The following is a 25,277-nucleotide window of genomic DNA, read 5'->3' on the forward strand; positions in this document are numbered from 1 at the left end:
ATCGGCGTGGATTATTATCCACGGGCGACCAGCCTCGACATGATCGGTCTCTTCTTCCGGGTGCTTCAGTATCGTTGGCTGATCCTGAGCCTCCTGGCGGCCGGGATAGTGCTGGCCGGATTGCTCACGCTGATGCAGACGCCCCGATACCAGGCAATCGCCAAGCTGGAGGTCCTGGTGCCCTCGGCACGGGTTTTCGAGGATCTGGAACTGACGAGCGAAAGCAGTGACATCAGGGCTTTCCAGACGGCTCGGGAAAAGCTGAAGAGCCGTGCGCTCGCCGAACGGGTCGTCTACGCCCTCAACCTGACGGAGCGGGAGGATTTCCTCTTTCCCCGTGCCCGCATTTCGCCGCTCAACATTTTCTACCGGGCTTTCGGTTCGGAACCTCAGAAAACGGACAGCTCCCTGCCGCCGGATGCGTTGATGCGTATAGCGACATCCCGGGTGATGTCCAACCTGAAGGTCGAGCTTGTTCCCAACACGAGCTTGCTCACCATCGACTACCGCGACCAGAACCCGGCCTATGCGCGCGACATCGCCAACCAGATTGCCCAGAGCTTCATCGATCTGCGGATCGACCAGAGCAGCAAGACCTCCGTGCAGGCGCGGGAGTTCATCCAGGAGCAGGTGGCTCTGGTGAAGGAAAGGCTCCAGGAGTCTGAGCGGGCCCTGGTCGCCTATGCGAAAACCGCAGGTATCACCGTGACGGGGAACGAAGGTTCGCTTCTCGATACGAACCTGTCCGATATCAACGCCGCCCTCTCAAAGGCGGTCCAGGAAAACCTCGACTTTGACCGATTGGTCAAGCAGATCGATGCAGGGCAGGGGGACAGTCTTGAACAGGTCTTGGGCAGCGCTGCACTCGACAAGCTGCGCGGCACGCTCATTGATCTGAAGGGGGACTACGAGAGCAAGCGGCTGCTTTTCAAGCCAGACTTTCCGGAGATGCGCCAGCTGGCGTCGCAGATCCGCGAGACGGAAAAGCAACTCAAGATGGGTGTCCTCGCCATCACGGACTCCATCAGGCTGAAGCACCAGGAGACGGTGGCCAAGGTCGCAGATCTTCAGAAGAAGATAACCGAGCTGGAGGCCGAGAAGTCGACCTACCAGGACAAGAACATCCAGTACACGATCCTGAAGCGTGAGGTCGATTCCAACCGTGCGCAATACGATAGCCTGATCGGCAAACTCAACGACGTCGCTGTCGGATCGGAACTCAAGACGCAGAACGCCGCCGTGGTGGATCTGGCGGTCAGCCCGACCATGCCGTTCTCGCCCAGCCTTCCGATCAACATTGCGATCGGTTCCATCATTTCCCTGTTGCTGGCTGCCTCTGTCATCTATGTGGCGGAACTGATCAACAATGCCTTCAGCAATTCCGACCAGGTCGAAAAGGAGCTTGGTCTTCCGGTCCTGGGCGTCTTGCCACTTGTGCCCGAGATCGACCTTGAGCAGCAGCTGACGAACCCGCAGTCCGCTCTCTCCGAAACCTATAGGTCCCTGCGCACCTCATTGCAGTTCTCCGGTGCCGAGGGCGCGCCCGCGACACTTCTGGTGACGAGTTCGGAGCCTGGTGAAGGCAAATCGACCACCGTGATCAAGCTTGCGGAAGACTTCGCCTCACTGGGGGGCAGGGTGCTGATCATCGATGCCGACATGCGCAAGCCCAGCATTCACCGCCGTTTCAACGAGGACAATGTCATCGGTCTGAGCAACCTGCTGACCAACACCGTGCGGCGCGGCGACCTTGCGCGTCTCGTCCGGCGCGGCAAATCCTCGAATGTCTTCTTCATTTCGGCGGGCACCGTTCCGCAGAACCCGGCGGACCTTCTGTCGTCCCCCCGGATGAGCCTGATCGTGTCCAGTCTGCGCAAGCAGTTCGACATGATCATCATTGATGCGCCGCCTGTCATCGGGATTGCCGACGTCCCGATCCTGAGCCGCCTTGCGGACGCGACGCTCTTCATCGTTTCGACCAGCAAGGTGTCCCGCAAGTCCGTGACCATGGCAGTCCGGCGCCTGACCTCTGCGGGTGCAAATGTGGTCGGCGTTGCGCTGACAATGTTCACCGTCGGAAAGTTCGAGCACAACTACAGGTACGGAAACCTGAACTATAAATACTACACGTATTCCTCGTCCAGCAATCTCTTGCCGGAAGTGTCGTCGAATACAGAGGGGCAAGATCGAGATGTCTGGAATTGGTCGGTGGGTTTTGTTGTTTTTCGCGTCCGCCAGCATTTCGACAATATCCTTGATCGCATCAAGTCAATTGCTTGAGGACACGGACCCGAAGCTCGCACTGCGCTTGAATCCCTTCAACGTGGATGCATTCATCACGCTGTCTGAAGAACGACTTGGCGGTCCGGCAGATAAGGCTGACATCGATCAGCTGATGGCGTCTGCGGGACGGATGGTCGCGGAGGCGCCGGGCGATGCCCGTTTGTATAGCGTGCGAGGTGTCGCAGAGGCGAAAAAGGGGGATGTGGAGCACGCACTCACGTCTTTCCGGCATGCCCTTGTCCTGGCGCCGACGGAATTGCAGGCATTGCAATGGATGATCGGATATTCGGCGGAACACAATGACCAGGCGACCGTGGTCGATCGCGTCGATGCTCTCTTCCGTCGGTGGCCCGACAAGATCCCGGTCTACGCTGATCGTCTGCCCGAGATTTTTCGGGGAGCCGACCAGCGACGCCTGCTCGTGCAACGCCTCAAGATGGCGCCGCCATGGCGCGTGAACTTCATCAGCAGTTTGAGCAAGTCACCGGACGGCGCGTTGTTTGCGGCCGATCTCCTGTGGGATCTGGCGCAAGGGCAGGGCGAGCAGAACGCTGGCGAGATCAACCAAGTGCTGGGGGCCCTTTTGGCGGCAGGCCGCTACGACGAAGCCTATCAGACTTTCCTCGTCACCCTGGACGATGAGCGGCAGAAACTCGCAGGCAATGTTTATAACGGCTCGTTTCTGGACGCTCCAAGCGGGTCACCCTTCGACTGGATGGTCAAACGGCAACCGGGCTTGGCAACGTCCATGGCAAAACCGGGTGACGGCGCCTCCACTCCTGGCCTTTCGATCGATTTCCTGCAGGCGCCGGTCAGAGACCCGGGTATCCGCCAGTTTCTCAACCTGGCGTCCGGACGTTACCGCCTGTCGGTGAAGGCATCAGCGCAGGGCGCGGTTTTGCCCAAGGGCCTCTTCTGGAGCATTGCTTGCTTCAAGCCGGGGACGGTTTTGGGCACACTGCCGGTCGAGCAGGGGACCTATCCGATAACGGCGATTTCGGCCGAGCTTGTTGTTCCCCCGGATCATTGCGGGCTGCAGGTTTTGCGGCTCGGGACGCGTGCCATGACGGGAAGCTGGAACGACCGATATTCCGGCAGGGTCCGCTTTGACGACGTCCGGATCGTGAGCGCGCCATGATCCGGACGTCCTCTTCTTCTTCTTTCGTACGGCTCGTCATTGGTCTTGCCGTGTTGGCATGCCAGATCATGGGCGGTGGGACCGAGCGCGGTCTTCTCATGGACCATGTCCTGCAGGCCCTCATCATCGCCACGTCCACCTATGTCATTGTGACGCTTTGGGATCGTTCCGTCTCCACTGCGGGCCTTGCCCTGTTTGGAGCCATCGCGCTGCTCGGCTGCATCCAGATCATGCCCTTGCCCTGTGAGTGGTTAGAGAGCCTGCGGCCGCAGCCCTATATGCCGGCGATCGGATCCTGCTCGACCACGACGATCAGCCTCTCGTCTTACCGGACGATATCCGGCTTGATTTCATGTCTGACCATGATCGTTCTTTTTCTGGCGCTCAGCAAGTTCGACGAGTCGGAATTGGGCCTTCTTGGACGGTTCGTGGTCGCAGGAGTGCTGGTCAATCTCGCCTTGTCGTTCGTGACCTTCTCGCAATCGGATATGTCCTGGATGTCCGATCTGCTGGGCTATCAGGCGGAGCTCGGCGCATTTCAGAACGAAAATCACTACTCCGTTTACGTCGCTGTCGGCATCCTCGCGGCCCTGACCATGCGCCCTCAGGGTTATATGCGGGTCTGGAATCTGCTGCTTGTCACGCTGGTCCTCCTGTTTCTTCTCGCCGCAGGATCGCGCGCGGGCGTGCTGATCGGGCTGTTCGTCTCGCTGCTCGCTTTCGTGATGATCGCACGTGGGTCGAGATCCGCAGTCATTCTCGCGCCCGGTCTGGGCCTCGTCGCGGCCGCCTATCTTTATGGGCTATGGATCAAGTTTACGGAGGTGGAAGGCGACCAGATCCTCGATCGTCGCGACTATGCCCTTACCACATGGGACGCCATTCGTGATCAGTGGCCCCTTGGAACAGGCTTCTCCACCTTCGATATCGTTTATCCGCGCTACGAAAAGCTCGAACAGGTCTATTCGGCCTTCGTGAACCACGCGCACAACGATTTCCTCGAATTGATCCTGGAGGGAGGGCTTGCGGGAACGCTAATTCTCGCGGGGTGTCTCGCTGCCATCGTCATGCGTTTCAACCGCGTCCGCCATCGGGATTCGGCGCGCACGGCTTTCATCGCGATCCTCATCATCCTCGTCCATTCCACGGTCGATTACCCGCTGCGCACGATGGGGATCGCCTCGCTCTTCGCTTTTTTTGCCGCTCTCCTGTTTGCCCGCGCACCGGGTTCCTCGGCTGTACCTGGTCGAGCGATCGGAGTTGCGCCGCCCAGACTTATCGAGGCCGTTCAAGCGGCCACGCCGACATCAGAAGGAGACCAAATTGCACGTTAAACGACTGGAACTCGATGGCGTCTTCACGATGTCGCCACGCCGCTTTGGCGATGATCGCGGATATTTCTCGGAGACGTTCCGACAGGACATTTTCTCACAGAACGTCGGTGACTTTCACTTCGTCCAGGACAATCAATCCCTGTCGGCGGAGAGGGGCACCGTTCGGGGATTGCATTTTCAGCTCGCGCCCAGAGCGCAGGGAAAGCTCGTGCGCTGTTTGACTGGTGCCATCTTCGACGTTGCGGTGGACCTGCGGAGCGGTTCTCCGACCTTCGGCCAGCATGTTTCGGTCGAACTCTCCGCCGATAACGGCCAGCAACTCTGGATCCCGCCCGGCTTTGCGCACGGCTTCTGCACCCTGACCGAGAATACGATCGTGGCCTACAAGGTCACTGACTATTACAGCCCCGAACATGACCGGGGGCTGCTCTGGAGTGATCCGCAGATTGGCATTGGGTGGCCTCTCGAGGGCGTTTCCGCTCGTCTCTCGGAGAAGGACGCAAGGCAGCCACTCCTTGCAGAACTCGGTGAGGTCTTCCGTCACGAAGGGCCGACAACATGAGCGGCTCGTCTGCGGATAACTCATTGCCGTGGTCACGACTTTCATCCCTCGGCAACCAAGACATGGAGGCGCGCCGTAAACCGCTCCGGATGCTGGTGACCGGCCGTGAGGGACAGGTGGTAAGCGCGCTGGTCGAACTTGGCTGGCATCAAGAGGAGTTTGAAATTCTGGCATTGGGTCGACCGGACCTCGATCTTGCCGACACGCGATCGATCGATGGTGCGATCACGGCCCGGCAGCCCGACATCATCGTCTCGGCGGCCGCCTATACAGCCGTGGATCAGGCCGAGACGGACACGGCGAGCGCCCATGCCGTAAACGGCGTGGCGCCCGGAGAGATCGGACGGGTCGCATCGAGGCTGGGTATCCCGGTGATCCACCTGTCGACCGACTATGTCTTCGACGGCACCAAGACTTCCCCTTACGAGGAGACTGATCCCACAAACCCGGTGGGCGTTTACGGCAGGTCGAAACTCGAAGGCGAACATGCGCTCGCAGCCGCGACGGATGATCATGTGATCCTGCGCACGGCCTGGGTTTACAGCCCGTTCGGCCGGAATTTCGTCAAGACCATGCTGACTGTCGCGGCGACGCGAGACCGTCTCAGTGTGGTCGATGACCAGCAGGGCAATCCGACATCGGCGCTCGATATCGCCGATGCGATCGTCACGGTTGCACGAAACCTTCTGCAGGATCGGGCGAGCACGTTGCGCGGCACCTTCCACCTCGCAGGCCGAGGTGCTGCCAGCTGGGCGGATTTCGCGGCGGGAATCTTTGAAACGTCGCGCCTGATGGGCGGTCCATCGGCGGAACTCGCCCGCATCACCAGTGCGGATTATCCAACAGCGGCAAGGCGCCCTGCAAACTCTCGATTGCACACCGCCAAGCTGGCCTCTGTGCACGGGGTCACCCTGCCGGATTGGCAGAGCTCCATGCGGACGGTGGTTTCACGCTGCTTGCCTCTTCGCGACAACAATCACCAAAACCCCAGCAAGCTTTAAAGGAAAGGAGCCATTCATGATTGATACGGCACAAAAAGAGAGCGAGCTGCTGCTCGTCGAATGCACCTCTCGCGTGATTTCCGCCTATGTTTCCAATCACGTTGTTCCTTCGACGGATCTGTCGAAGCTGATTGGCAGCGTGTTCAACGCCTTGCTAAGCGTGTCTCACACCACGCCTGCCGCCCCCGTCGTTGAAAAGCCGAAACCGCCGGTTCCGGTGCGAAAGTCCATCGAACAGGACTATCTGATCTGCCTGGAAGATGGCCGCAGGTTTAAGTCGTTGAAACGCCACCTGAAGGCGAGCTTCAACATGACCCCCGACCAATACCGGGAAAAATGGGATCTACCAGCCGACTATCCCATGGTTGCCCCGGCCTATGCGGCGGCCCGTTCGAAGCTGGCAAAGGACATGGGGCTCGGCAGACTGGCCCGCAAATAATGCCTGACGCACAATTCGTTCGTTCCGGCCGTATGGGTCTAATCCGGCCGAAGCTTTTTTCCTAGAAAGCAAAATTGCAGGTTGCAACCTTGGAGGACTGGAAAAGCCGGTCAGGCGTTCGGGCCTTCATGGATGCAATCAAAGGCAGGATTGAGAAGCCACCCGTGCGGGTCGCCTGACCTTCGGTCTATGGTTGACGATGTGTTCGGGTTCACTTCGCGAAATCTCGAAGGATCGGCGAGTTCAACTCCTGTAGTCCTGCTGGACAGGACAAAAACATAAGCGCTGCAATTGCAGCTTTGGGGGCGTTACAATGGAACAGAAAAAGACCAGCCATCTTGGCCGCGCACTGCTGCTGGCCAGCTGCCTCGTGATGCCAGCGGCCACAGCGCATGCCGACCAGCTCTTCATATACAACTTTTCCGACTACTTCGCTCCGGATACGATTTCCAAATTCATCGAAAAGACCGGTATCGATGCACGGGTCGATTTCTTCGATTCACTCGAAATCCTGGAAACGCGTCTCCTGGCAGGCGGCAGTGGGTTCGATGTTGTCTTCCCGAGTGCCACCGTTGGAGAGCGACTTGTTGCGTCAGGTGCCTTGCAGCCGATCGACAAAAGCAAGTTGAAAAACTACGGCAATCTGGACCCCGAGCTTCTCAAACTGCTGGGTGAGCACGACAGTGGCAACACGTATCTCGTGCCGTACATGTGGCTGACCACCGGTGTGGCTTACAACAAGGCCATGATCCAGGAGCGTCTTCCGGATGCTCCGGTCGACAGTCTTGCAATGGTTTTCGATCCCAAGATCGCGGCGAAGTTTGCCGACTGCGGTATCGGTATCGTTGATGCCCCGAATGAAATCATTCCAATTGCGCTCAACTATCTCGGACTCGATCCGTATTCCGCCAATGCGGAAGACCTAAAAAAGGCCGAGGATCTGTTGATGGCGCTCCGCCCCAACATTCGCCACATGCAAAGTGGCAAGCTGATTGCCGATATGGCATCGGGCCAGCTCTGCCTTGCCGTTATGTGGAGCGGTGATGTCGGGATTGCTGCCGCGAGGGCGGATGAAGCGAAAACCGGACAGGAGATCCATTACTCGCTTCCCAAGGAAGGCACGATCGTCTCCTTCGACACGATGGCCATTCCAGCGGACGCCGCAAATGTCGATCAGGCTCTCCAATTCATAGACTACATTTTGGATCCCAAGGTCGTCGCCGATATCAGCAACTCCGTCTTCCTGGCGAATGCCAATGCTGGAGCGACCGCTCTGGTCGACGAAGCAATTACCAAGGATCCGAACATCTATCCCCCTGCCGAAGTCCAGGCGAAGCTGTTCAGTGACAGGTCGGTGCCGCCGCGCCAGAACCGTGAACGCACGCGGATCTGGACGACGTTCCGGGCTGGACAGTAAAGACAGGAAAGTGGGACGTCACATGCAGAAGCCATTTCTGACGGTCGACGGGTTGAGTAAGACCTATGGAAACTTCATCGCCGTCAGCGGCATATCGCTCGAGATTGGCAGAGGGGAGTTCTTCTCTCTTCTGGGCCCATCCGGATGTGGCAAATCCACGCTTCTGCGGATGATTGCAGGCTTTGAAAATCCGACGTCCGGCAACGTGTTCCTGGATGGCGCCAACGTTACGACGCTTCCACCCGAACGGCGCCCCACGAACATGATGTTTCAGTCCTATGCCCTGTTTCCGCATCTGAGTGTGGCGAAAAATATCGTGTTCGGTCTTGTACAAGAGCGACTGCCAAAAAACGAGATCAGTGCCCGACTGTCCGAGGTGGCTAAGAAGCTGCAGCTCGAAGCCTTGCTGGAGCGGAAGCCTTCGCAACTCTCGGGCGGCCAGCGACAGCGTGTGGCGCTCGCGCGTGCACTGGTGAAGCGTCCGAAGGTTCTCCTGCTCGACGAGCCCTTGGGCGCGCTCGACAAGAACCTGCGGTCGGAGACGCAGGACGAACTGGTTCGGCTGCAGAAGGAACTGGGGCTGACTTTCATCATCGTGACGCACGACCAGCACGAGGCGATGACCGTATCGTCCCGAATCGCCATCATGCAGTCAGGGCGCGTGCTTCAAGTCGGTGCTCCCGAAACGGTCTATGAGGCGCCGATCTCGCGCTATGTTGCCAAATTCCTCGGCGAGGCAAACATCTTCGACGTGGCCAGCGCAAGCCAAGATCACGGCTGGGCTAACGTCAGCCTCTCTGGTTTCGATACGCCGTTCAGGGCGAGGATTCCGGCCGGCATTTCGATCGATGGCTCGCTCTGGCTATCCGTTCGTCCCGAACGGATCGAACTCGGGCGCGACGGGGCAGGCATTCGAGGTGTGGTCGAAGAGGTCACATACACGGGCGCGCAGAGGCGTTACAGGCTTCGACTGCCGACAAATGCCACGCTCGACGTGGTGAAGGTGAACGGCGGAGGTGACGATTTCCATGTCGGGGACGCCGTGGTCGCCCGATGGGCCGATGAGGCTGCCCACCTTCTGGCGGAGTGAGGGGCATGACTTCATTCAAATCAATTTTGCCGCGCCGGATACTTTTGATCGCTCCGCCGTTTCTATGGCTGTCGATCATGTTCCTTCTGCCGACGCTGCTGGTGCTCGCCATTGCGTTGTCGTCTACGCGTGTGGGCATGCCACCTTACGAGCCGTTGTTCACCTGGGACGGCGCGCTGCTCTCCGTCAAACTCAACTTTGAAAATCTTCAGTTCGTGCTCCGCGACGGGCTCTATGCGCGGGCCTATGTCAACAGTCTCAAAGTGGCGGCAATCGCTACTCTGCTCACGTTGTTGATCGCCTATCCGCTGGCTTACGGCATTTCCTGCTGCCGGCGTCCCTGGCGTTCGATCCTCGTATTCCTGGTTATCGTGCCGTTCTGGAGTTCTTTGCTCATCCGCGTCTACGCATGGATGGCCATTCTCAGCAATGACGGTCTGCTCAACAGCGTACTTCTTTCATCCGGAGTCATTGCTCATCCCCTGCAGATCCTGAACACGCAGACGGCCGTCTACATCGGCATCGTTTATACCTACCTCCCGTTCATGGTGCTGCCGATCTACTCGAACCTGGCGGATCGTGACCACTCTCTCCTGGAGGCGGCCCGCGATCTTGGATGCAGTCGCTTGTCTGCATTCTGGCGCGTGACCTTTCCGCTCAGCCTATCCGGGGTCTTTGCGGGGAGCGCTCTCGTCTTCATTCCGGTGGTTGGCGAGTTCGTCGTTCCCGACCTCCTCGGAGGTGCGGACACACAGATGATAGGGCGTACGATCTGGATCGAGTTCTTCAACAATCGCGACTGGCCGGTCGCAGCCTCAGTGACGCTGCTTCTTGTCCTGTTGCTCGTCGTTCCGATCACGTTTCTTCAATCGCGTCTTTCCAAGATGAGGGTCTGACCATGAGCCACTCGAGTGGTCCGAGCTTTTTCAACCGACTTTCGATCCTCCTCGTCATGTCGTTCCTCTATCTGCCTATTCTCATCCTCATCGTGTTCAGCTTCAACAAGTCGAAGCTGGTGACAGTCTGGGGCGGATTTTCGACGCAGTGGTATGGGGCAGCTCTTTCCAACGCGGCTCTGCTGGATGGCGCGCGTGTCAGCTTCCTGGTTGCTGCGGTCTCCGCGACGATCGCGACAGCGTTAGGTCTCCTGGCGGCTCTGGTGATGGTCCGAATCCGACGGTTCGGCGGGCGACAGATCTTTATGGGCCTTCTGGCGGCGCCTATGGTGATGCCGGAGGTGGTCCTGGGGGTGTCGATGCTTTTGATGTTCGTCGCGCTCGGTATCGACAGAGGGCCGCTCACCATCACACTCGCGCATGCCACCTTCACCATGTGTTTCGCCACGGTTGTTCTGCAGTCACGGCTTGCCGAGCTTGACCCGTCTCTGGAAGAGGCGGCAAGGGATCTTGGATGTCCCCCCGTCATCGCGTTCCTGAAAGTGGCGTTGCCCAACATTCTTCCCGCCCTTGCGTCTGCATGGTTGCTCTCGTTCACCTTGTCCTTGGATGACCTCGTCATCTCCAGCTTCACGACCGGACCGGGTGCATCGACCCTACCGATGAAGATTTACTCCCAGATCAAGTTCGGTGTAACGCCTGAGATCAATGCGGTGTCGACCATGATCCTCGGCGTCGTCGCATTCGGGCTTCTCGTCGCTGCAGTGACGACCCGAAAGTCCGAAACGTCTTTGCGGGGGCATTGAAGATGGCCCGGATGCAGACGCGCCATGAGAGACTTTGTCCGACCGGGCGGCGCCATGAATTCGTGGGGCGCCAAACCACAAACAGCGGGCCTCGGAGCGTACCAGTCAAGCCTGCGCGCCAATACGGTGACCATACACTCAAGGATCCTGCAAACCGTGACCGATGCTTTGCTTGAAAGCATTGAGGCGCGTGGCCTTTCTACCGAAGGCGTTGCGGCCGGTCTGTTCGAAGTGTATCGCCTCGGAGGCACTTTTTGCAGGTTTGGGGCGGAGCGGGAGCAGACTTTCAGGTGCACCTAGGCTGGAAGCAGCCCGTTCCAAGGCCCCCGAAGTGCACGCCGCCCCCTGAGGCCCCAGTTGCCGGTTTTCGCCCCTACCTTTTCATGATCTTCCGACCAAGGAGCCAGATATGCCGATCTCCGATCTCGTTCATCCAGAACTCGGCGCCTATCGAAGCAGCGTCATCATGCCGGACGACTTTGAAGCGTTCTGGAACGCCACCCTCTCGGAGGCTCGATCGGCCGGCGGAAAGGTGGAGATCGTCAAGGCCGACACGTCGTTGAAGGTGATCGAAACCTATGACGTAACTTTTCCCGGCTTCGGCGGGCATCCGATCAAGGGGTGGCTGATCCTGCCGACGCAGAGGGACGGGCGACTGCCTCTGGTGGTCCAGTATATCGGCTATGGCGGCGGCCGCGGCCAGCCACACGATCAGTTGCATTGGGCTGCTTCCGGATACGCCTATTTCCGGATGGACACGCGTGGGCAGGGCAGTGTGTGGAGCGCCGGCGATACGCCGGATCCGGTCGGGTCGACGGCTTCGTTTCCAGGCTTCATGACACGCGGTGTGCTCGATCGTGCCGATTACTACTATCGCCGTCTGCTGACAGATTGCGTACGGGCAATCGATGCCATGGTGGATTTGCCGTTCATCGACGCTGACCGCATCGCTGTCTGCGGCGACAGTCAGGGTGGGGGAATGTCGATCGCCACGGCCGGGCTTGACATGCGGGTCAAGGCCGCGATGCCGGATGTGCCATTCCTCAGCGACTTTCCGCGTGCTGTCCGGTTGGCTTTTCGGGAGCCCTATACCGAGATCGCGCAGTTCCTCGCCCAGCAACGCGACAAGAATACGAAGGTCTTCGAGACACTCGCCTATTTCGACTGTGTGAATTTTGGCCGCCTTGCCAAGGCGAAGGCTCTCTTCTCCGTCGGCATGATGGACGAGACCTGCCCGCCGTCCACCGTCTATGCGGCATTCAATGCCTATGCCGGTGAGAAGGAGATGGTCGAATACGACTTCAACAATCACGAAGGTGGACAGGCCTATCAGGAGCGAAAGCAGATGAAATGGCTCGGTCAACTCTTTCAGATGCTGTGACGTTTCGGCGGAACAGCGGGGAAGCATTGCCGCCCCCGGTAAAGTCGGTCAGATCGGTGTGACATAGAGCATTTCCGGCGAAAACGGAGTCGCCTTCAATGCTCTATGTCTTTGTTTTCACGCAATTCCGGACGCAAAACCGTTTCGCACTTTTGCTGGAATTGCTCTAGTAACGGCTACGGTCAATCCATCGCAAAAACGCTGCGACCCTTTCCGGATCGCAGCGTTTTGCTTGATGAAACCGATCGCTTGGCGAATATTTTCAGTATCCCAGGGCGATCCCATCCTTGCGGGATTCTGACGCGCCCTTCAGTGTGCCGTTTTCCCAGTCGATACGGATGACCTGTGCGCCGCCGATCGGATCTTCGGCAGCGACGATTTCGAAACCGCGCCGGGTGAGTTCCGCCACCGTTTCCGGCGGCAGCGTGTGTTCGACCTCGACGCGCGGTTCCTTGCCACCGATGGGCATCAGACGGGGCAGGTCGATCGCATCCTGCATGTCCATGTCGTAGTCGAAGACCTTCGAAATCAGATGAGCATGTCCCATGGCCTGATAATAGCCGCCCATGACACCGAAAGACATTTCTGTGCGTCCATCGCGCGTCACCATGCCGGGAATGATCGTGTGTAGGGGCCGTTTCTCGGGTGCGATCATATTGGGATGACCGCGTTTCAGGGAAAAGCTCTGGCCGCGATTGTGCAGGATGACGCCCGATTCAGGCGCCACCAGACCGGTGCCGAAGCTGTCGAAGATGGAGTTGATGAAGCTCACGGCATTGCGGTCTTCGTCGACGACCGAGATGTAGACGGTGTCGCGATGCAACGGCATTTCGAAGTCTGGCAGTTCGGTCAGGGCACGCGTCAGATCGATCTGGTCCGCCAGCTCTTTGGCAAAGCGCTCCGACAACAGTTCATCGACCGGAACCTCTGCCTTGGCCGGGTCTGCGATCCAAGCGTCACGCGCTGCGTAGGCGAGGCGGGTTGCTTCGATTTCCAGATGCAGGCGATCCGGCGATGCCGGTGCGAGCTTGGTGTCGAAGCAGGCGAGGATGTTGAGGATGAGCAGCGCGATGATGCCTTGGCCGTTGGGCGGGCATTCGTGAATGGTGCGGCCACGGAAGGTTGTCGTGACCGGGCTGACATATTCACCCTTGGCCGCAGCAAAATCCTCAAGCGTGTGCAGGCCGCCATGGGCGTTCAGATGCGCCACCATGTCTTCGGCGACTGCGCCTTTATAAAAGCCGTCACGGCCTTCGGCTGCGATTTTGCGGAGCGTGGCGGCCAGTTTCGGCTGACGGTGCATCTCGCCGATGCGTGGCGCGCGTCCACCCGGCAGGAAGATCTCTGCGGCTGCCTTGTCCGCCGCCAGTAGCTGCTCCTCCTTTTGCCAGTCACGATGGACCCGTGGTGTGATGGCATAACCGTCTTCCGCATAGCGGATGGCGGGTGCAAACACTTCGGAGAGAGACAGGCGCCCATGATCCGCATGCAAACGAGTCCATGCGTCGATGGCGCCGGGGATGGTGACGGCGGAGGGGGACTGGCGCAGGACTTCCGTCATGCCACGCTCTTCGAACCAGTCGACCGTCAGCGCCTTCGGTGTACGGCCGGAGCCGTTATAGGCGATGACCTCGTCGCCGCCTTTCGGTGCATAGAGCACGAAGCAGTCGCCACCAATACCGGTGGAGCCGGGCTCGACAACGCATTGCACGGCGCAAGCGGCAATCGCTGCGTCCATAGCGTTGCCGCCTGCCTGCAGGATGTTGATTGCCGTCAGCGTGGCATAGGGGTGGGAGGTTGCGGCCATGGCCTTGGCCGAAACGGCCACCGAGCGTGTCGGCTTCTCAAAGTTGCGCATCCTTGTCAGTCTCCTCGCATTCTCATTTTGACCGCCCGTCAGCTGCGGGACCGGTATGGGGTCAGCCTGACCTCGAGAGCGGCAATTGCCCGGACGATCAGGAAGTTCAGGAACAGGTAGATCGCGCCGGCTGCCATGAAAACCTCGATGGCGCGGTAGCTCTCGGAGATCAGGTTCCGGGCAATGCCTGTGACCTCCAGAAGGGTGATGATCGAGGCGAGTGAGGTGCCCTTCACCATCAGGATGATTTCATTGCCATAGGCTGGAATCGCCTGGCGGAACGCGATCGGGAGAACGACCAGTCGAAGTGTCAGAAGACGTGACATGCCCAGCGCCTGTGCTGCTTCTCCCAGCCCGCGGGGAACGTTCTTGATCGCACCGCGCAGGATCTCGCTGCCATAGGCTCCCGTATTGAGCGTCAGGGCCAGGATCGCGCACCAGTAAGGTTCGCGGAAAAGCCCCCAAAGGCCGATCGCCTGAAGGGATGGGCGGAACTGGCCAAGGCCGTAATAGATCAGGAAGATCTGGACCAGCAGCGGTGTTCCGCGAAAGACTGCGACGAAGGTGCGGATCGGCCAGACGGCCAGTTTGTGCTCACCCTGTTGGGCAAGTGCCAGGACGAGCGCCAGGCCAAATCCCAAGAGGACGGATGTCCCGGCGAGCTTCAGTGTCAGCGGCAGGCCGGACAAGAGCTGCGGGATGATCTGGATAAAGAAGCCAAAGTCGATCATCGGTGGGCGAGCCCCCGAGATGCGCGATCCTCGGCGACGCGGAACACCTGACCGGTGATCCCGGCGATCACGAAATACAGGCTGGCTGCAGCGAGATAGAAGAGGAAGGGTTCGCGGGTGGAACCGGCAGCGACCTGGGCCTGGCGCATCAGCTCAACGAGGCCGATGACGGAGATCAGCGCCGAGTCCTTCAGCACCAGCTGCCAGACATTGCTGAGGCCGGGGATCGCATGGCGCAGAAGTTGCGGGATGATGACGAAGCGGAGCATCTGCATTCTCGACAAAGCAAGCGCCTTGGCAGCATCAAACTGTCCGGGTTCAACGGCGAGATAGGCGCCGCGATAAACTTCGGCCTGATAGGCTCCTGAGATGATGCCCATGGCCAGGATACCGGTCGCGAGCGAGGGCAGGCCGACAAAATCTTCGGAGCCGAAGCCGCGGGCAATGGCCGTCAGGGCAACGCTGCCACCGTAATAGAACAGGTAAATGGTCAGGAGATCCGGGACGCCGCGAAAGATGGTGCCATAGGCCGAGGCGAGCGATCTCGGGATCCGCCTGGAGGACAGTCCGCCGCTGGCGCCAAGGGCACCGAAGACCGCTCCGAGCAGAAAGCCCAGTACCGACAGAAAAAGGGTCACCGCGGCTGCACCGAGCAGGGCAGTTCCCCAGCCGCCTTCGGCAAAACCGAGCAAATACATTTTTTCAAGCATGCGGGCGAAACCCCTTTCACTCATTCATGCGGCCGGAGTTGCCAAGAACTCCGGCCGCATCTGGTCCGCCTTGGTTACTTGACTGGGGTGACGTCGGTACCAACCCACTTTTCGGAAATGCGCTTGATCGTTCCATCGGCGATGGCCGAGTCGATTGCGGCGTTGAGCATGCCCTTGAGCTTGGTATCTTCCTTGCGCAGGCCCGCCCCGGTGCCCATGCCGAAGAGACCGCCAACAAAACCGGGGCCGGCAATCGTGTAGTCGGCAAACTCCGGCTTGGCGAGCGTGGCCGCAAGTGCCGTCTGCTGGGCGAAGATTGCATCGATGCGGCCGGCCGCCAGGTCGAGGTCGTGCTGCTCGGTCGTCTTGTATTCGCGGATCTCGACGGTGTCGCCGAAGTACTTCTTGACGAAGTCCAGCATGGTGGTCGCCGCCTGGACGCCGACGACCTTACCCTTGAGCAAGGGCTTCAGCTTGTCGATGGCGGCAGTCGCTTCGGCTTCATTGCTCATGTCAAAGCGCTCTGCGGAGAGGCCGAGCTTTCCAAGCTCGCTGTCCTTGGCCACGGCAAAACCACCGGGATCAACCGCATAGGGCTGCGTAAAATCGATGGTCTCCAGACGCTTCGGCGTGATGAACATGCCGGCCATGATGACGTCGAACTTGCCGACGGTCAGCGAGGGGATCAGGCCATCCCAATCCTGCGCGACAATGGTGCATTTGATCTTCATGCGGGCGCAGAGATCGTTGGCAAGCTCGATCTCGAGACCGTCCAGCTCACCGTTCGCATTGGTGAAGTTCCAGGGCGCGTAGGCGCCTTCCGTGGCAATCTTGATCTCGGTCGGCGCGCTTTCGGCAAACGCGACAGTGCCGAAAGCGAGTGTGGTTAGGGCAGCCGCAACGGCTGCCATGCGACGGATCGTCATGACTTTTCCTCTTCGTTGTTGAGCCGTGGAGTACGGCGGTTCCCCACCCGTGCCGGATGTGCCTCCGGCTACGGGCAATTTCTGACATGGTGCTAGCGGCCTGGACTGGCGTATTCTGCCAGCAGGCTCGGCGTCGCAATGATATGTTCGCGCATCACCGCCTCTGCATGCTCCGGATCACCGGAACGCAAGGCATCGATCAGCGTCTGGTGCTCCTCGCGCGCTGACAGTGGCTTGTTCACATAGTCGAACCAGATGCGCATATAGGGTTCGATCACCACATGCAGTGCGGTGATCTGACGGATGAGCTTGGGCCGTTCGCTGAGATTGAAGATCAGAGCGTGGAATTGCTGGTGTCTGGACACCCAATCTCCGCTACCCGACTGCCCGTCGCGCTCCATTCTGTCGAGTAGTCGCTCCAACTCCTCGAAGGTCTCGGCATTCATTCGCGGCATGGCGAGCCTGACTGCGAGGCCCTCCAAGACGGAGCGAATCTCGAACGTCTCATGGATCTCCTGAAGTGTAAGACCGGCAACGACACATCCGCGATTGGGCCGCAAGGTCACCAGTCCATCGGCTGACAGTCGTCGAAACGCTTCTCGAACCGGCATGCGGCTCATGCCGATTTCCGCCGCGATCTCCTCCGGAATCAATCGATCACCGGGCTTGTAGCGGCCGAGGCGGAGCGCCTTCTGAAGATGGAGATAGGCTTCCTGCTCAGCTGTTGAAGCAAATTGCGTGTTGCTGGCAAAAGACCCTGACATCTTGTCTCACTGAATTTTTGTATCCAATCATACAATCACCTTGTTTGAATGCCGTCAAGCGGGTTTTAATTTTTGATGAAGGTTCCATAATGTATATTACGCGATTTTTGTTTGTAGCCGGGGGAGTTCAAGGATGAAGTGCGACATGCCAATGATTTCAATGGCTTCATTATGGAAATTTCGGCATGTCCCGATGCTATACACAAATCATACACGCCGAACGCCGACGGCTTCATCAGCTGATTGCAGCGAAACTGCCCGTCAATGAGATAGCGCATCTTCTTGGACGTCACCGCTCGACGGTCTGTGGTGAGATCAAGCGCAACACGTTCCACGGAACGCGAGCTGCCTGACTACGACGGCTACGACTGCACCCTTGCCAATGATCTGGCGGTGACTGCAAGGCGGAAGAAAGCGCTCTCGCGGCGGAACGTTGCGGAACAGAGCTTCGGCCAATTGTCTTAAGGGCAAAGCCATCCTCCCCGCGAGTGTCACTGAAGGCGCGCAAGGTTCAGCTGTGCGTCAGGTTTCATACGCATGGTCTGTCCGAACCTTAGGACAAGGACCCCGCTGTGCGACATCTTCTTGTGACGTTGTGTTTTCTTGCCGGTGCGGGCGATGTCGTTGATGCTGCCGAGGGGTGCGAGATTCCACTGTCAGAATGGCGGCCGCGCGAAGCGTTGAAGGCGCAGCTGGAAGGTCATGGCTGGACGGTAAGGTCGATCAAGGCCGAGGATGGGTGTTACGAAGCCGCTGCCACCGATGGCACCGGGCGGCGGGTGATCGCCCATTTCGACCCGCACAGTTTCCGCGCGATCGAAGTCAAGAGCGGCGACTAAAGCCGCGGCGTTCGCTGCCCAGGGGGGTCATTCAGCATGGGGTATCGAACAGGGCCTGGCCTTCGTCATATCCGGGAATCCGCATTCTGGAAGCATACCCTGTTTCCGTCGCCGAAGCTCAGGCCGTGATCTTCGAATGCCTTGCGGATCGCATTGATCGACGCGGGACGTGTCGACCTTTCGCCTTCAGCCTCGATGCGGCGGATCGACGAGACGGAGATGCCTGACAGAGCGGACAGGTCACCAAGCGTCCACTGCAGCATCGCACGGGCTGCCCGGATCTGCATGGGGGTCAGGTCATGCCAGTCGTTCTGTGTCGGAAGGCCGTGATTGGTGAGGTCGTCATGCAACATGATGATCCCCAGCCACTCATGCGACCGTCCACCCTTCTTGATGATCGGCACGGCTCGGCTGTGAAACCACTCATAATCGCCATTCGCGCGCAGCAGGCGAAGATTGACCATATAAGGCGAAAGCGTTCTGACCGCCTGCCCCCAGGCGGCCGCGACACGCTCCCGATCCTCGGGGTGTATAACGTCCATCCAGGCGCCACGGGCAACATGAATTTCCAGCTGTCCGGTCAGGGCCGTCCAACCCTGGGAATAGATGGGTACGCCATCAGCCGTCGCGCGCCATTCCATCGTGGCCAGAGAATTGACCAGTGCACGATATCGCCCGAGCGTATCTTCGATTGTCTCCCGGCTCTCGTGCTGCGCGGTCATGTCGATGACAATGCCCACGGCTCGACTCGGCTGTTGATTGTCGTCAAGAACAACTTCCGAGCGAAAGTCGATCCAGCGCACGGTCCGGTCTGCTCGGACAATGCGGAATCTGCGTTCAACCGGGATGCCGCTGCGGATCATCAGCCAGATGTTTTCGGCCTGCGACCGATCCTCCGGATGGGCGAAGTCGCCAAATTCGGCAATCCGAAAATGCGCCGTCGGCTCCAGCCCCAGCAATCGCAAAAGTCCCGAACTTGGGCAGCAGGCGCCGGTCACGGTGTCACAGGACCAGAATCCCATGGTGCCGCGGTCTTCAGCCAACTTCAAATAGTGGGTTACGACAGCGTCGCGGGCGAGCGTTGCAGTGTTCCAGTTGTCCGGCTGCCCGCCGTCTCTGGTAATCCCGGTTTCGGAGGCAAATTGGGAAAGCATTTCGAAAGGGTTGGCATTCATGTTTTACTTCCCCGTCCGAGGGACAAAGGATCTTTGCAGGATTTGCAGCTAAAACTGCTAGCGCGGCCCAATTGTGGCGGCAAGCCCTTTGCCACGTTGATGAGCCTGCATTTCATGCAACACAGATATTCCAACTCGGGCATAGTGTAGATGCATTGCCTTCTCTTCATTGCGAAGAGTGGGATCCGACACTTGTGATGGAGCCTTCATCATGGCAGGAGTGCGACAGTCAGGTTGTCGAAAAGCTGCGTCGTCTTTGAGAGAGAATGGAATGTCGAACGTCATCAAGTTCGAGCGCCCACCGGAGCCCAAGGCGCCGAAGCCGAAGAAAACGGTCTCCCCGGCCCTTCGCAAAGGGATGATCTGGGCAGGCGTCGTCATCGCCTTCATCGCCGCCTGGGGCTACTTCACCATCTTCGGTGGTTGAGCGCAGACCTGATCACTTGTCGTCCACCTGCACCGCCTGGGGAACCAGGGCGCCGCGCGCGCCGATGACCCTGCCGGCCAATGCGGCCCCGGCCTGGACAGCGCTCCGCATCGTCTCGCCCGAAAGCTCGGCTGCAAGATAGCCGGCGTTGAAGCTGTCGCCTGCAGCGGTTGTATCGACGATTGACGCTGCGGCCGGAACGGCGACCGTTTCCAAATCTCCCGCCGCATGGACAAGAGTGATGTCACCGGGTCCGTTCTTGACCACGACACGGGCAGCACCATGCTGGCGATAGCGTTCGGCCGTGGCTGCCGGGCTCGCATCTCCGAAATGCGATGCCTCGTCATCGAAGGACGGAAAACAAAGATCGCTGACTGCAGCGGCCCGATGGATCCAGCTGCGCATAGTGTCTGCACTGTCCCAGAGACGAGGACGAAGATTGGGGTCGAACATCACTTGACCGCCGCGCCGGGCAAATTGCGAAAGGACCTCGATCATCGATGCACGATCTTCCGGGGGCAGGATGGCAAGCGTGATGCCGGACCAATAGGCGATATCGGCTCCCTGGAGTGCCTTGTCGACGAGCGCCGGATCGCGTGCCAGTCGCCGCGCGGCACTGTCATTGCGCCAATAGGTGAAGCTGCGTTCTCCGTCCTTGAGGCTGATGTAGTAGAGACCCATTGTTTTGTCGGACAGGCGCTGCACATGCGCCGTTCCAATCCCCTCGCCCGCCAGAAAGTCCAGCAGTCGTCCGGAAAGGGTGTCCGTTCCCACGGCTGTCAGATAGTCGATCTGCCAGTCGGTCCCGAGCCTGCGTCTCAGATACCAGGCTGTGTTCAGGGTGTCGCCGGCAAAACCCATCGATAGCAAACCCGGCTCGCCCGTCTCCGAAAGCTCACCCATGCATTCGCCAATCGCGACGATCCGTCCCATGTCTTGCTCCTCCTGTGCCTTGCGTCCGGTGATAATGCGCACGCTGGCCGCCGTCGACAGCAATTCGCGCTGAACGCATATTTGCTGGTCTGTCGACGTCAAATTGCAAGCAGGGCAAGCGCAGCGTGAATGGTGCTCAACCCATATGTTCAACCGGCTATTCCCAGGCGGACGAGGCACAGCATCCGCCACGAAACAGTTGGAAACTAGAGGGCAAAAAAGCTGTCGAAGAAAGGCAGCGGGGCTGCAGACACGATGCGTGACATGGTGGAATGGGCGGCGAGATCCTCTTCCAGGGCCTCCACTTCCGAAGACAGCGGTCGATCCGAGCGGTAGAAGGCGGAATGAGCCCGCGTTACCTCCTGCAACAGGCTGGCAATGCCTTCGGGTTGGTCCCCGAGAATGTCGTTGCCTTGCGCTGCAAAGAGAGCTTCGAGTGCGGCCATGCGCTTCAGCGCTTCCACCTGACGCTCGAACCGTTCGACGATCAGAGGCAGGAACGCGGCCTCGTCTTCTATCCCGCCGGCAACGACGAGCGACTGCGGGGAAAGCGCCGCCGTCATCGACATCACTCGCATGTAGAGGTCCCCGACCAGTTTCAGGGCCGGGCCGAAGCCGGTCGCGACCGCACCGCCCGGCACCAGATTGACGGGCAGGTCACGTCGGCCGCCATTGGCCAGGAGGACACAGCGGTTGAAGACGTTGCGGGCGACATGGGCGATGACCAGTTGGCCCGCCTGCATGGCAATCGCCACCTCGAGCGGAAGTGATCCGCCCGATGTCAGCACCTCGCCATCGACCACGACAGGATTGTCGTCGCTGCGACCGGTTGCCTTCAGGATGACTGCACCGATCCGCGAGATTTCGGCAATGGCGACGCCGAAGATCTGTGGCAGCATGCGCAGGCTCAACGGGTCCTGGACATGGGAGGCATCGTGCCAGTGCCAGTCGGCCGAGGTTTCCGTCAGCCAGCGTCCGACGTCGGACTGCATGTTGCAGCCAACGGTTATGGCGGAGCGCCAAGGCGCGCGCGCGGCGCCAAGTGTGGCCGAGGACATGAGGGCCGTCGCCATAAGCACCCGCAACACGCGCGCTGCATCGCGTACTGCAACGGCACTTGCGGCATACCCCACGCCGTTCACCGATAGCGAGGCCAGCGCGTCGCGCGGCGCAAGCTTGATCGGCGTCATGCCGAGTTCCGCAAAGACGTCCGAGGTCTTGCGGCGGAGCCCGCGATAATAGACCTCTCCGACGCCGGTCAGGACTGAGCCGATCTGGCCCATCAAGCCGATATCGGCGCATCCGATGGAACCGGTGCGGCGAACCACCGGCACCACATCCTTTTCCAGCAGCGCCGCAAAGGCTTCAACCAGTTGCGGCGAGCAGCCGGAATAACCCGTCAGCGCGGTGTTGATGCGGATAGCGATCGCCTTGCGGATGGTCGGAAGGGGAAAGGGCGCACCCGTGCCGAAATGGTGAGCGTGAACGAGGCCGAGATTGAACTGCCCGAGTTCGCTTTCGCTCCAGTCGGTGTCCTTCATCGCGCCGACGCCGGTGTTTGCGCCGTAAATCGTCTCACCCCGGGCGATCGCCGCCTCCAACCCCCGCCGGCCTTCGCGCACGCGAGCCATGCCCTCGGGGCTGATGGACACGGGAACCGTGCCGCTGCCGATGGCGTCGAGGGAGGCAAAATCGAGTGGCTTTGCATCAAGAAGAACAGGGGTCACAGAAGGGACTGGCTCCGGAAGGAAGGGGATGGTCGCCTGCAATGCATGGCATGGCTGCACCATGCTACAGGGACCTTGCGCCACGCGAGCGGCCAAAATCGCAGGTTTTAAGCCCGGCCGCGACACGACGATACGCGAGTGTCGACTATATATCGGGCGAAATCAGATGCAGTTTTGGGAAGTAGCTTCGATAGCGACCGGGATCTCAAGTGAGAAGTGAAAGGCCTTCGACAGAAGCATGCGCGCCGATGAAGAAATCCGGAAGAACCCCACTTCGCTGTCTGCCAGCCCTGCGGTATCGCTTGAATACCTGACCCGCTAGGAAAAGGGCAGACTTAGGCATGGACACATGGGTCAACTCCGCCTCTGCGACGAAAGCGTTGAGTTCTTCTATGGTGCCGTAACGCGCGGCGAGTTCAGCATAGATCACGTCGTTAATCAGCACCGGACTTTTAATGGCAGCGCTTTCAAGCTGCTCAATCGACCACATCGCCCATACCGGATCGTCGGTCACGAGGTCGAGAAGGACATTGGCATCGACAAGAATCATGCCTCTTCGCCCCGGGTCAGCGCCATGATCTCGTCGGTGGAAAGCCTCTTCCCCGCATGCCCGCGCAAACGTGCAAACCGGCTTTTGGTCGGCTGCGCATCGGCTCGTGTCAGGACGATGCTACCGTGCTCGCGCGGTGGAACTCGAACTCGACTTCACTGCCGGGCACGATGCACGTCATGCGGCTTGGTCGCCTCACTTCTCCGCACAGATGGCGAAACGATGCTGGGTCGCGCGCTCCAGCCCCTTGAGCAGCGAGAAATTCTTCCGCTGGCTGCGATGGATGGCCGCCATATCGGTATCGATCGTCACCTTGGCGAAGCCCGCTTCTCTCAGAAGGGCGGCAACCGCGTCAGAACGCGCGCCACCGGAAAAGTAGACGGCCGAGAGAATGCGGTTATGGGTTTCGGCCATCTCCGGATTGGGCGCTCCATGAAGCGCATCCCGGGCCAGACCGATATGAGAGGCAAGGCTTGCCAACCGCTTCAGCAATCGTGTCAAAGCAGATGGGTTGACGAAGTCGCCATCAACGACAAGAAGCCGGCCACCGGGCTTCAACACCCGATGCCATTCGTGGAAACAGGACAGCGGATCGACAAGGGTCCAGACCAGATGCCGATTGGTGATGACGTCATAGGACGCGTCCGGCTCCATGGTCCGCTCCGCGTCACCCATGAGAAAGCGGATCTTGCGTCCCCGCGTGGCTGCTTTCGTACGCGCCCGCTCCAGCATTGGCTCAGACCAGTCGAGCCCCGTCACCTGGAATCCCAGATCATCGAGCAGGTGTGAAACCACGGCCGTGCCACAAGCGAGGTCGAGCGCCGCCCTGCCCTCTCCGTTGCCCAGATGTTTCCTCAGCAGCGCATGCCAGGCGGCCCGCTCATCTTCTGAAAAAATCTCATGTCCGGGCTGCGCATCGAAAGTTTCGGCGCGGTGCGACCAGTACGCCTTGATCTCGTCGCGCAGGTCGTGGTTGGAAAGCGGGCTAAAGGCTTGCATCAAATGACTCTTTCAAGATGGATCGCGAGGTTGGAACACTTCTAAAAGATATTTCTTGACTGGGAAAGTCATAAAAACGTAGATCACGGCACAATCGCAAACAGGAGATATGACCGTGTTCAAGATGGAGAAGGTGGCCTCCGCCGCCGCGATTTCGCTCGTTCTTTTTTCGGGTGTCGCTTTCGCCGGCGAGACCGTGAAGATCAAGGATATCACCGGCCGCGAGGTCGAAGTCAGCGTTCCGGTCGAGCGCGTGATCCTCGGCGAAGGCCGGCAGATCTACTTCACCGCAGCGCTCGACACGGACAAGCCCTTCGGCCGTGTCGTCGGCTGGCGCGATGACTTCAAGAAGGCCGATCTCGACGGTTACAACATCTATCTGCAGAAGTTCCCGGAGATGGCAAAGATCCCGACCTTCGGCGGCATGAAGGACGGCACCTTCGACATCGAGCAGGCCGTGACGCTCAAGCCGGACGTCATCATCATGAACACGGAAGCCAAGTCCGCGACGGAAGAAAGCGGCTATATCGAGAAGCTCGCCGCTGTCGGCATTCCGCTTGTCTATATCGACTTCCGCGAAAAGCCGATGGAGCACACGGATGATTCCATGCGCATCATCGGCAAGCTGTTCGGCAAGGAAGAGCGCGCCGAGGAATTCGTCAAGTTCCATGACGAGCAGATCGCCCGCGTCACCGACGTGCTCGCCAAGCAGTCGGATCTGAAGAAGCCGGTTGTCTTCATGGAACGCGCCGGCGGCTATTCCGATGATTGCTGCATGTCCTTCGGCAATGAGAATTTCGGCAAGATGGTCGAACTCGCCGGCGGCATCAACATGGCCAAGGACTTCATTCCCGGCACCTTTGGCAACGTCAACCCGGAACAGATCATCGCGTCGAACCCGGATCAGGTCATCGTGACCGGTTCCAACTGGGAACTCTATGTCCCCGGTGGCAAGTGGGTGGGTGTCGGTCCAGGAGCCGACAAGGCAGAAGCCGAGCGCAAGCTCGCTGACCTGATGGCCCGTCCGGCCTTTACCGACATCAAGGCGGTCAAGGACGGCAATGTCCACGCCATCTGGCACCAGTTCTACAACAGCCCCTACCAGTTCGTTGCCATCCAGCAGATTGCCAAGTGGCTGCACCCGGATCTGTTCAAGGACCTCGACGCCGACAAGACCTTCGAGGAACTGCATACCCGTTTCCTGCCGGTCGACTACAAGCCGGGCTACTTCGCTTCGCTGAAGACCGGATCCTGATCGGTCAAGCGGCCGGCATCCCGCCGAATTCAGGGA

24 protein-coding genes and 2 pseudogenes are annotated in these 25,277 nt (G+C 59.5%); 15 read left to right on the forward strand and 11 right to left on the reverse strand.

The genetic code is table 11. From position 1 onward, the window contains the following. The first annotated feature begins 6 nt into the window (after positions 1-6). From DFO46_RS19665 to DFO46_RS19720, 11 genes are all read left to right on the forward strand, one after another. Positions 7-2,280, forward strand: a complete 2,274-nt coding sequence (locus DFO46_RS19665) for a polysaccharide biosynthesis tyrosine autokinase (RefSeq protein ID WP_245422659.1) — start codon at positions 7-9, stop codon at positions 2,278-2,280. Then, the gene (locus DFO46_RS19670) at positions 2,273-3,421 is read left to right on the forward strand and encodes a hypothetical protein (RefSeq protein WP_120278721.1); all 1,149 of its coding nucleotides are present in this window, start codon (positions 2,273-2,275) and stop codon (positions 3,419-3,421) included. The genes DFO46_RS19665 and DFO46_RS19670 overlap by 8 nt, the downstream gene beginning before the upstream one ends. Next, on the forward strand, positions 3,418-4,755 hold the full coding sequence (locus DFO46_RS19675; protein WP_120278723.1) for an O-antigen ligase family protein: 1,338 nt from the start codon (positions 3,418-3,420) through the stop codon (positions 4,753-4,755). The genes DFO46_RS19670 and DFO46_RS19675 overlap by 4 nt, the downstream gene beginning before the upstream one ends. After that, positions 4,745-5,317 (forward strand): dTDP-4-dehydrorhamnose 3,5-epimerase, encoded by a 573-nt coding sequence (gene rfbC, locus DFO46_RS19680; protein ID WP_120278725.1) that lies wholly within the window; start codon positions 4,745-4,747, stop codon positions 5,315-5,317. Before DFO46_RS19675 ends, rfbC begins: the two co-directional genes overlap by 11 nt. Positions 5,318-5,379: 62 nt before the next feature. Continuing rightward, positions 5,380-6,318, forward strand: a complete 939-nt coding sequence (rfbD, locus tag DFO46_RS19685; protein WP_120278727.1) for a dTDP-4-dehydrorhamnose reductase — start codon at positions 5,380-5,382, stop codon at positions 6,316-6,318. Positions 6,319-6,334: 16 nt separating this feature from the next. Continuing rightward, positions 6,335-6,757 carry a MucR family transcriptional regulator gene (locus tag DFO46_RS19690; RefSeq protein ID WP_120278728.1) on the forward strand — a complete coding sequence of 141 codons (423 nt, stop codon included), beginning with the start codon at positions 6,335-6,337 and terminating at the stop codon, positions 6,755-6,757. A gap of 313 nt (positions 6,758-7,070) precedes the next feature. Beyond that, on the forward strand, positions 7,071-8,174 hold the full coding sequence (locus tag DFO46_RS19695; RefSeq protein ID WP_120278730.1) for a polyamine ABC transporter substrate-binding protein: 1,104 nt from the start codon (positions 7,071-7,073) through the stop codon (positions 8,172-8,174). Positions 8,175-8,196: 22 nt separating this feature from the next. Continuing rightward, positions 8,197-9,264, forward strand: a complete 1,068-nt coding sequence (locus DFO46_RS19700) for an ABC transporter ATP-binding protein (RefSeq protein ID WP_120278732.1) — start codon at positions 8,197-8,199, stop codon at positions 9,262-9,264. A 5-nt stretch (positions 9,265-9,269) separates the two neighbouring features. Continuing rightward, on the forward strand, positions 9,270-10,160 hold the full coding sequence (locus DFO46_RS19705) for an ABC transporter permease subunit (protein ID WP_120278733.1): 891 nt from the start codon (positions 9,270-9,272) through the stop codon (positions 10,158-10,160). A gap of 2 nt (positions 10,161-10,162) precedes the next feature. Continuing rightward, a complete protein-coding gene (locus tag DFO46_RS19710; RefSeq protein ID WP_110792654.1) occupies positions 10,163-10,966 on the forward strand; it encodes an ABC transporter permease in 804 nt (267 codons plus the stop codon). Between the two features lie 409 nt (positions 10,967-11,375). Beyond that, the gene (locus DFO46_RS19720; protein ID WP_120278736.1) at positions 11,376-12,347 is read left to right on the forward strand and encodes an acetylxylan esterase; all 972 of its coding nucleotides are present in this window, start codon (positions 11,376-11,378) and stop codon (positions 12,345-12,347) included. Positions 12,348-12,609: 262 nt separating this feature from the next. Here DFO46_RS19720 and ggt read toward each other — a convergent pair whose 3' ends face one another. The 5 genes from ggt to DFO46_RS19745 all read right to left on the reverse strand — a co-directional run bounded on the left by ggt (position 12,610) and on the right by DFO46_RS19745 (position 17,336). Then, positions 12,610-14,205, reverse strand: coding sequence for a gamma-glutamyltransferase (gene ggt / locus DFO46_RS19725; protein ID WP_120278738.1), 1,596 nt, complete (start codon positions 14,203-14,205; stop codon positions 12,610-12,612). 38 nt (positions 14,206-14,243) lie between these two features. Continuing rightward, positions 14,244-14,936 carry an ABC transporter permease gene (locus DFO46_RS19730; RefSeq protein WP_110792658.1) on the reverse strand — a complete coding sequence of 231 codons (693 nt, stop codon included), beginning with the start codon at positions 14,934-14,936 and terminating at the stop codon, positions 14,244-14,246. Then, on the reverse strand, positions 14,933-15,646 hold the full coding sequence (locus DFO46_RS19735; protein WP_120278739.1) for an ABC transporter permease subunit: 714 nt from the start codon (positions 15,644-15,646) through the stop codon (positions 14,933-14,935). Before DFO46_RS19735 ends, DFO46_RS19730 begins: the two co-directional genes overlap by 4 nt. Before the next feature lie 74 nt (positions 15,647-15,720). Next, on the reverse strand, positions 15,721-16,572 hold the full coding sequence (locus DFO46_RS19740; RefSeq protein ID WP_120278740.1) for a transporter substrate-binding domain-containing protein: 852 nt from the start codon (positions 16,570-16,572) through the stop codon (positions 15,721-15,723). A 92-nt stretch (positions 16,573-16,664) separates the two neighbouring features. Further along, on the reverse strand, positions 16,665-17,336 hold the full coding sequence (locus DFO46_RS19745; RefSeq protein ID WP_120278741.1) for a GntR family transcriptional regulator: 672 nt from the start codon (positions 17,334-17,336) through the stop codon (positions 16,665-16,667). Between the two features lie 185 nt (positions 17,337-17,521). Between DFO46_RS19745 and DFO46_RS19750 the strand changes: the two are divergent. After that, positions 17,522-17,747, forward strand: a pseudogene (locus DFO46_RS19750) (helix-turn-helix domain-containing protein); the annotation flags it as partial. Between the two features lie 161 nt (positions 17,748-17,908). Beyond that, complete coding sequence (locus tag DFO46_RS19755) at positions 17,909-18,175, forward strand: PepSY domain-containing protein (protein ID WP_120278743.1); 267 nt, start codon at positions 17,909-17,911, stop codon at positions 18,173-18,175. 65 nt (positions 18,176-18,240) lie between these two features. Here the strand turns inward: DFO46_RS19755 and DFO46_RS19760 are convergent, their stop codons facing one another. Continuing rightward, entirely contained in the window at positions 18,241-19,350 is a 1,110-nt protein-coding gene (locus DFO46_RS19760; protein WP_245422660.1) for a PAS domain-containing protein, read from the reverse strand. A 271-nt stretch (positions 19,351-19,621) separates the two neighbouring features. Between DFO46_RS19760 and DFO46_RS23965 the strand changes: the two genes are divergently transcribed. Next, the gene (locus tag DFO46_RS23965) at positions 19,622-19,777 is read left to right on the forward strand and encodes a hypothetical protein (RefSeq protein WP_183041968.1); all 156 of its coding nucleotides are present in this window, start codon (positions 19,622-19,624) and stop codon (positions 19,775-19,777) included. Positions 19,778-19,789: 12 nt separating this feature from the next. On the opposite strand, the gene DFO46_RS19765 is transcribed toward DFO46_RS23965, so the two are convergent. The 5 genes and pseudogenes from DFO46_RS19765 to DFO46_RS19785 form a co-directional block, all read right to left on the reverse strand. Next, a complete protein-coding gene (locus DFO46_RS19765; RefSeq protein ID WP_120278964.1) occupies positions 19,790-20,710 on the reverse strand; it encodes a sugar kinase in 921 nt (306 codons plus the stop codon). A gap of 206 nt (positions 20,711-20,916) precedes the next feature. Next, positions 20,917-22,437, reverse strand: coding sequence for an aromatic amino acid ammonia-lyase (locus DFO46_RS19770; RefSeq protein WP_245422661.1), 1,521 nt, complete (start codon positions 22,435-22,437; stop codon positions 20,917-20,919). 205 nt (positions 22,438-22,642) lie between these two features. Further along, entirely contained in the window at positions 22,643-22,987 is a 345-nt protein-coding gene (locus tag DFO46_RS19775) for a type II toxin-antitoxin system VapC family toxin (RefSeq protein WP_120278745.1), read from the reverse strand. Beyond that, positions 22,984-23,168, reverse strand: a pseudogene (locus tag DFO46_RS24170) (AbrB family transcriptional regulator). The gene DFO46_RS19775 and the pseudogene DFO46_RS24170 overlap by 4 nt, the downstream one beginning before the upstream one ends. A gap of 14 nt (positions 23,169-23,182) precedes the next feature. Then, positions 23,183-23,986: a class I SAM-dependent methyltransferase gene (locus DFO46_RS19785; protein ID WP_120278746.1), complete on the reverse strand. Its 804-nt coding sequence runs from the start codon at positions 23,984-23,986 to the stop codon at positions 23,183-23,185. 109 nt (positions 23,987-24,095) lie between these two features. On the opposite strand from DFO46_RS19785, the gene DFO46_RS19790 reads away from it, so the two are divergent. Next, entirely contained in the window at positions 24,096-25,241 is a 1,146-nt protein-coding gene (locus DFO46_RS19790) for an ABC transporter substrate-binding protein (protein WP_110792667.1), read from the forward strand. Positions 25,242-25,277: the final 36 nt, after the last annotated feature.

It is taken from the genome of Rhizobium sp. AG855 (genome assembly GCF_003610655.1).
Classification (GTDB): domain Bacteria; phylum Pseudomonadota; class Alphaproteobacteria; order Rhizobiales; family Rhizobiaceae; genus Allorhizobium; species Allorhizobium wuzhouense.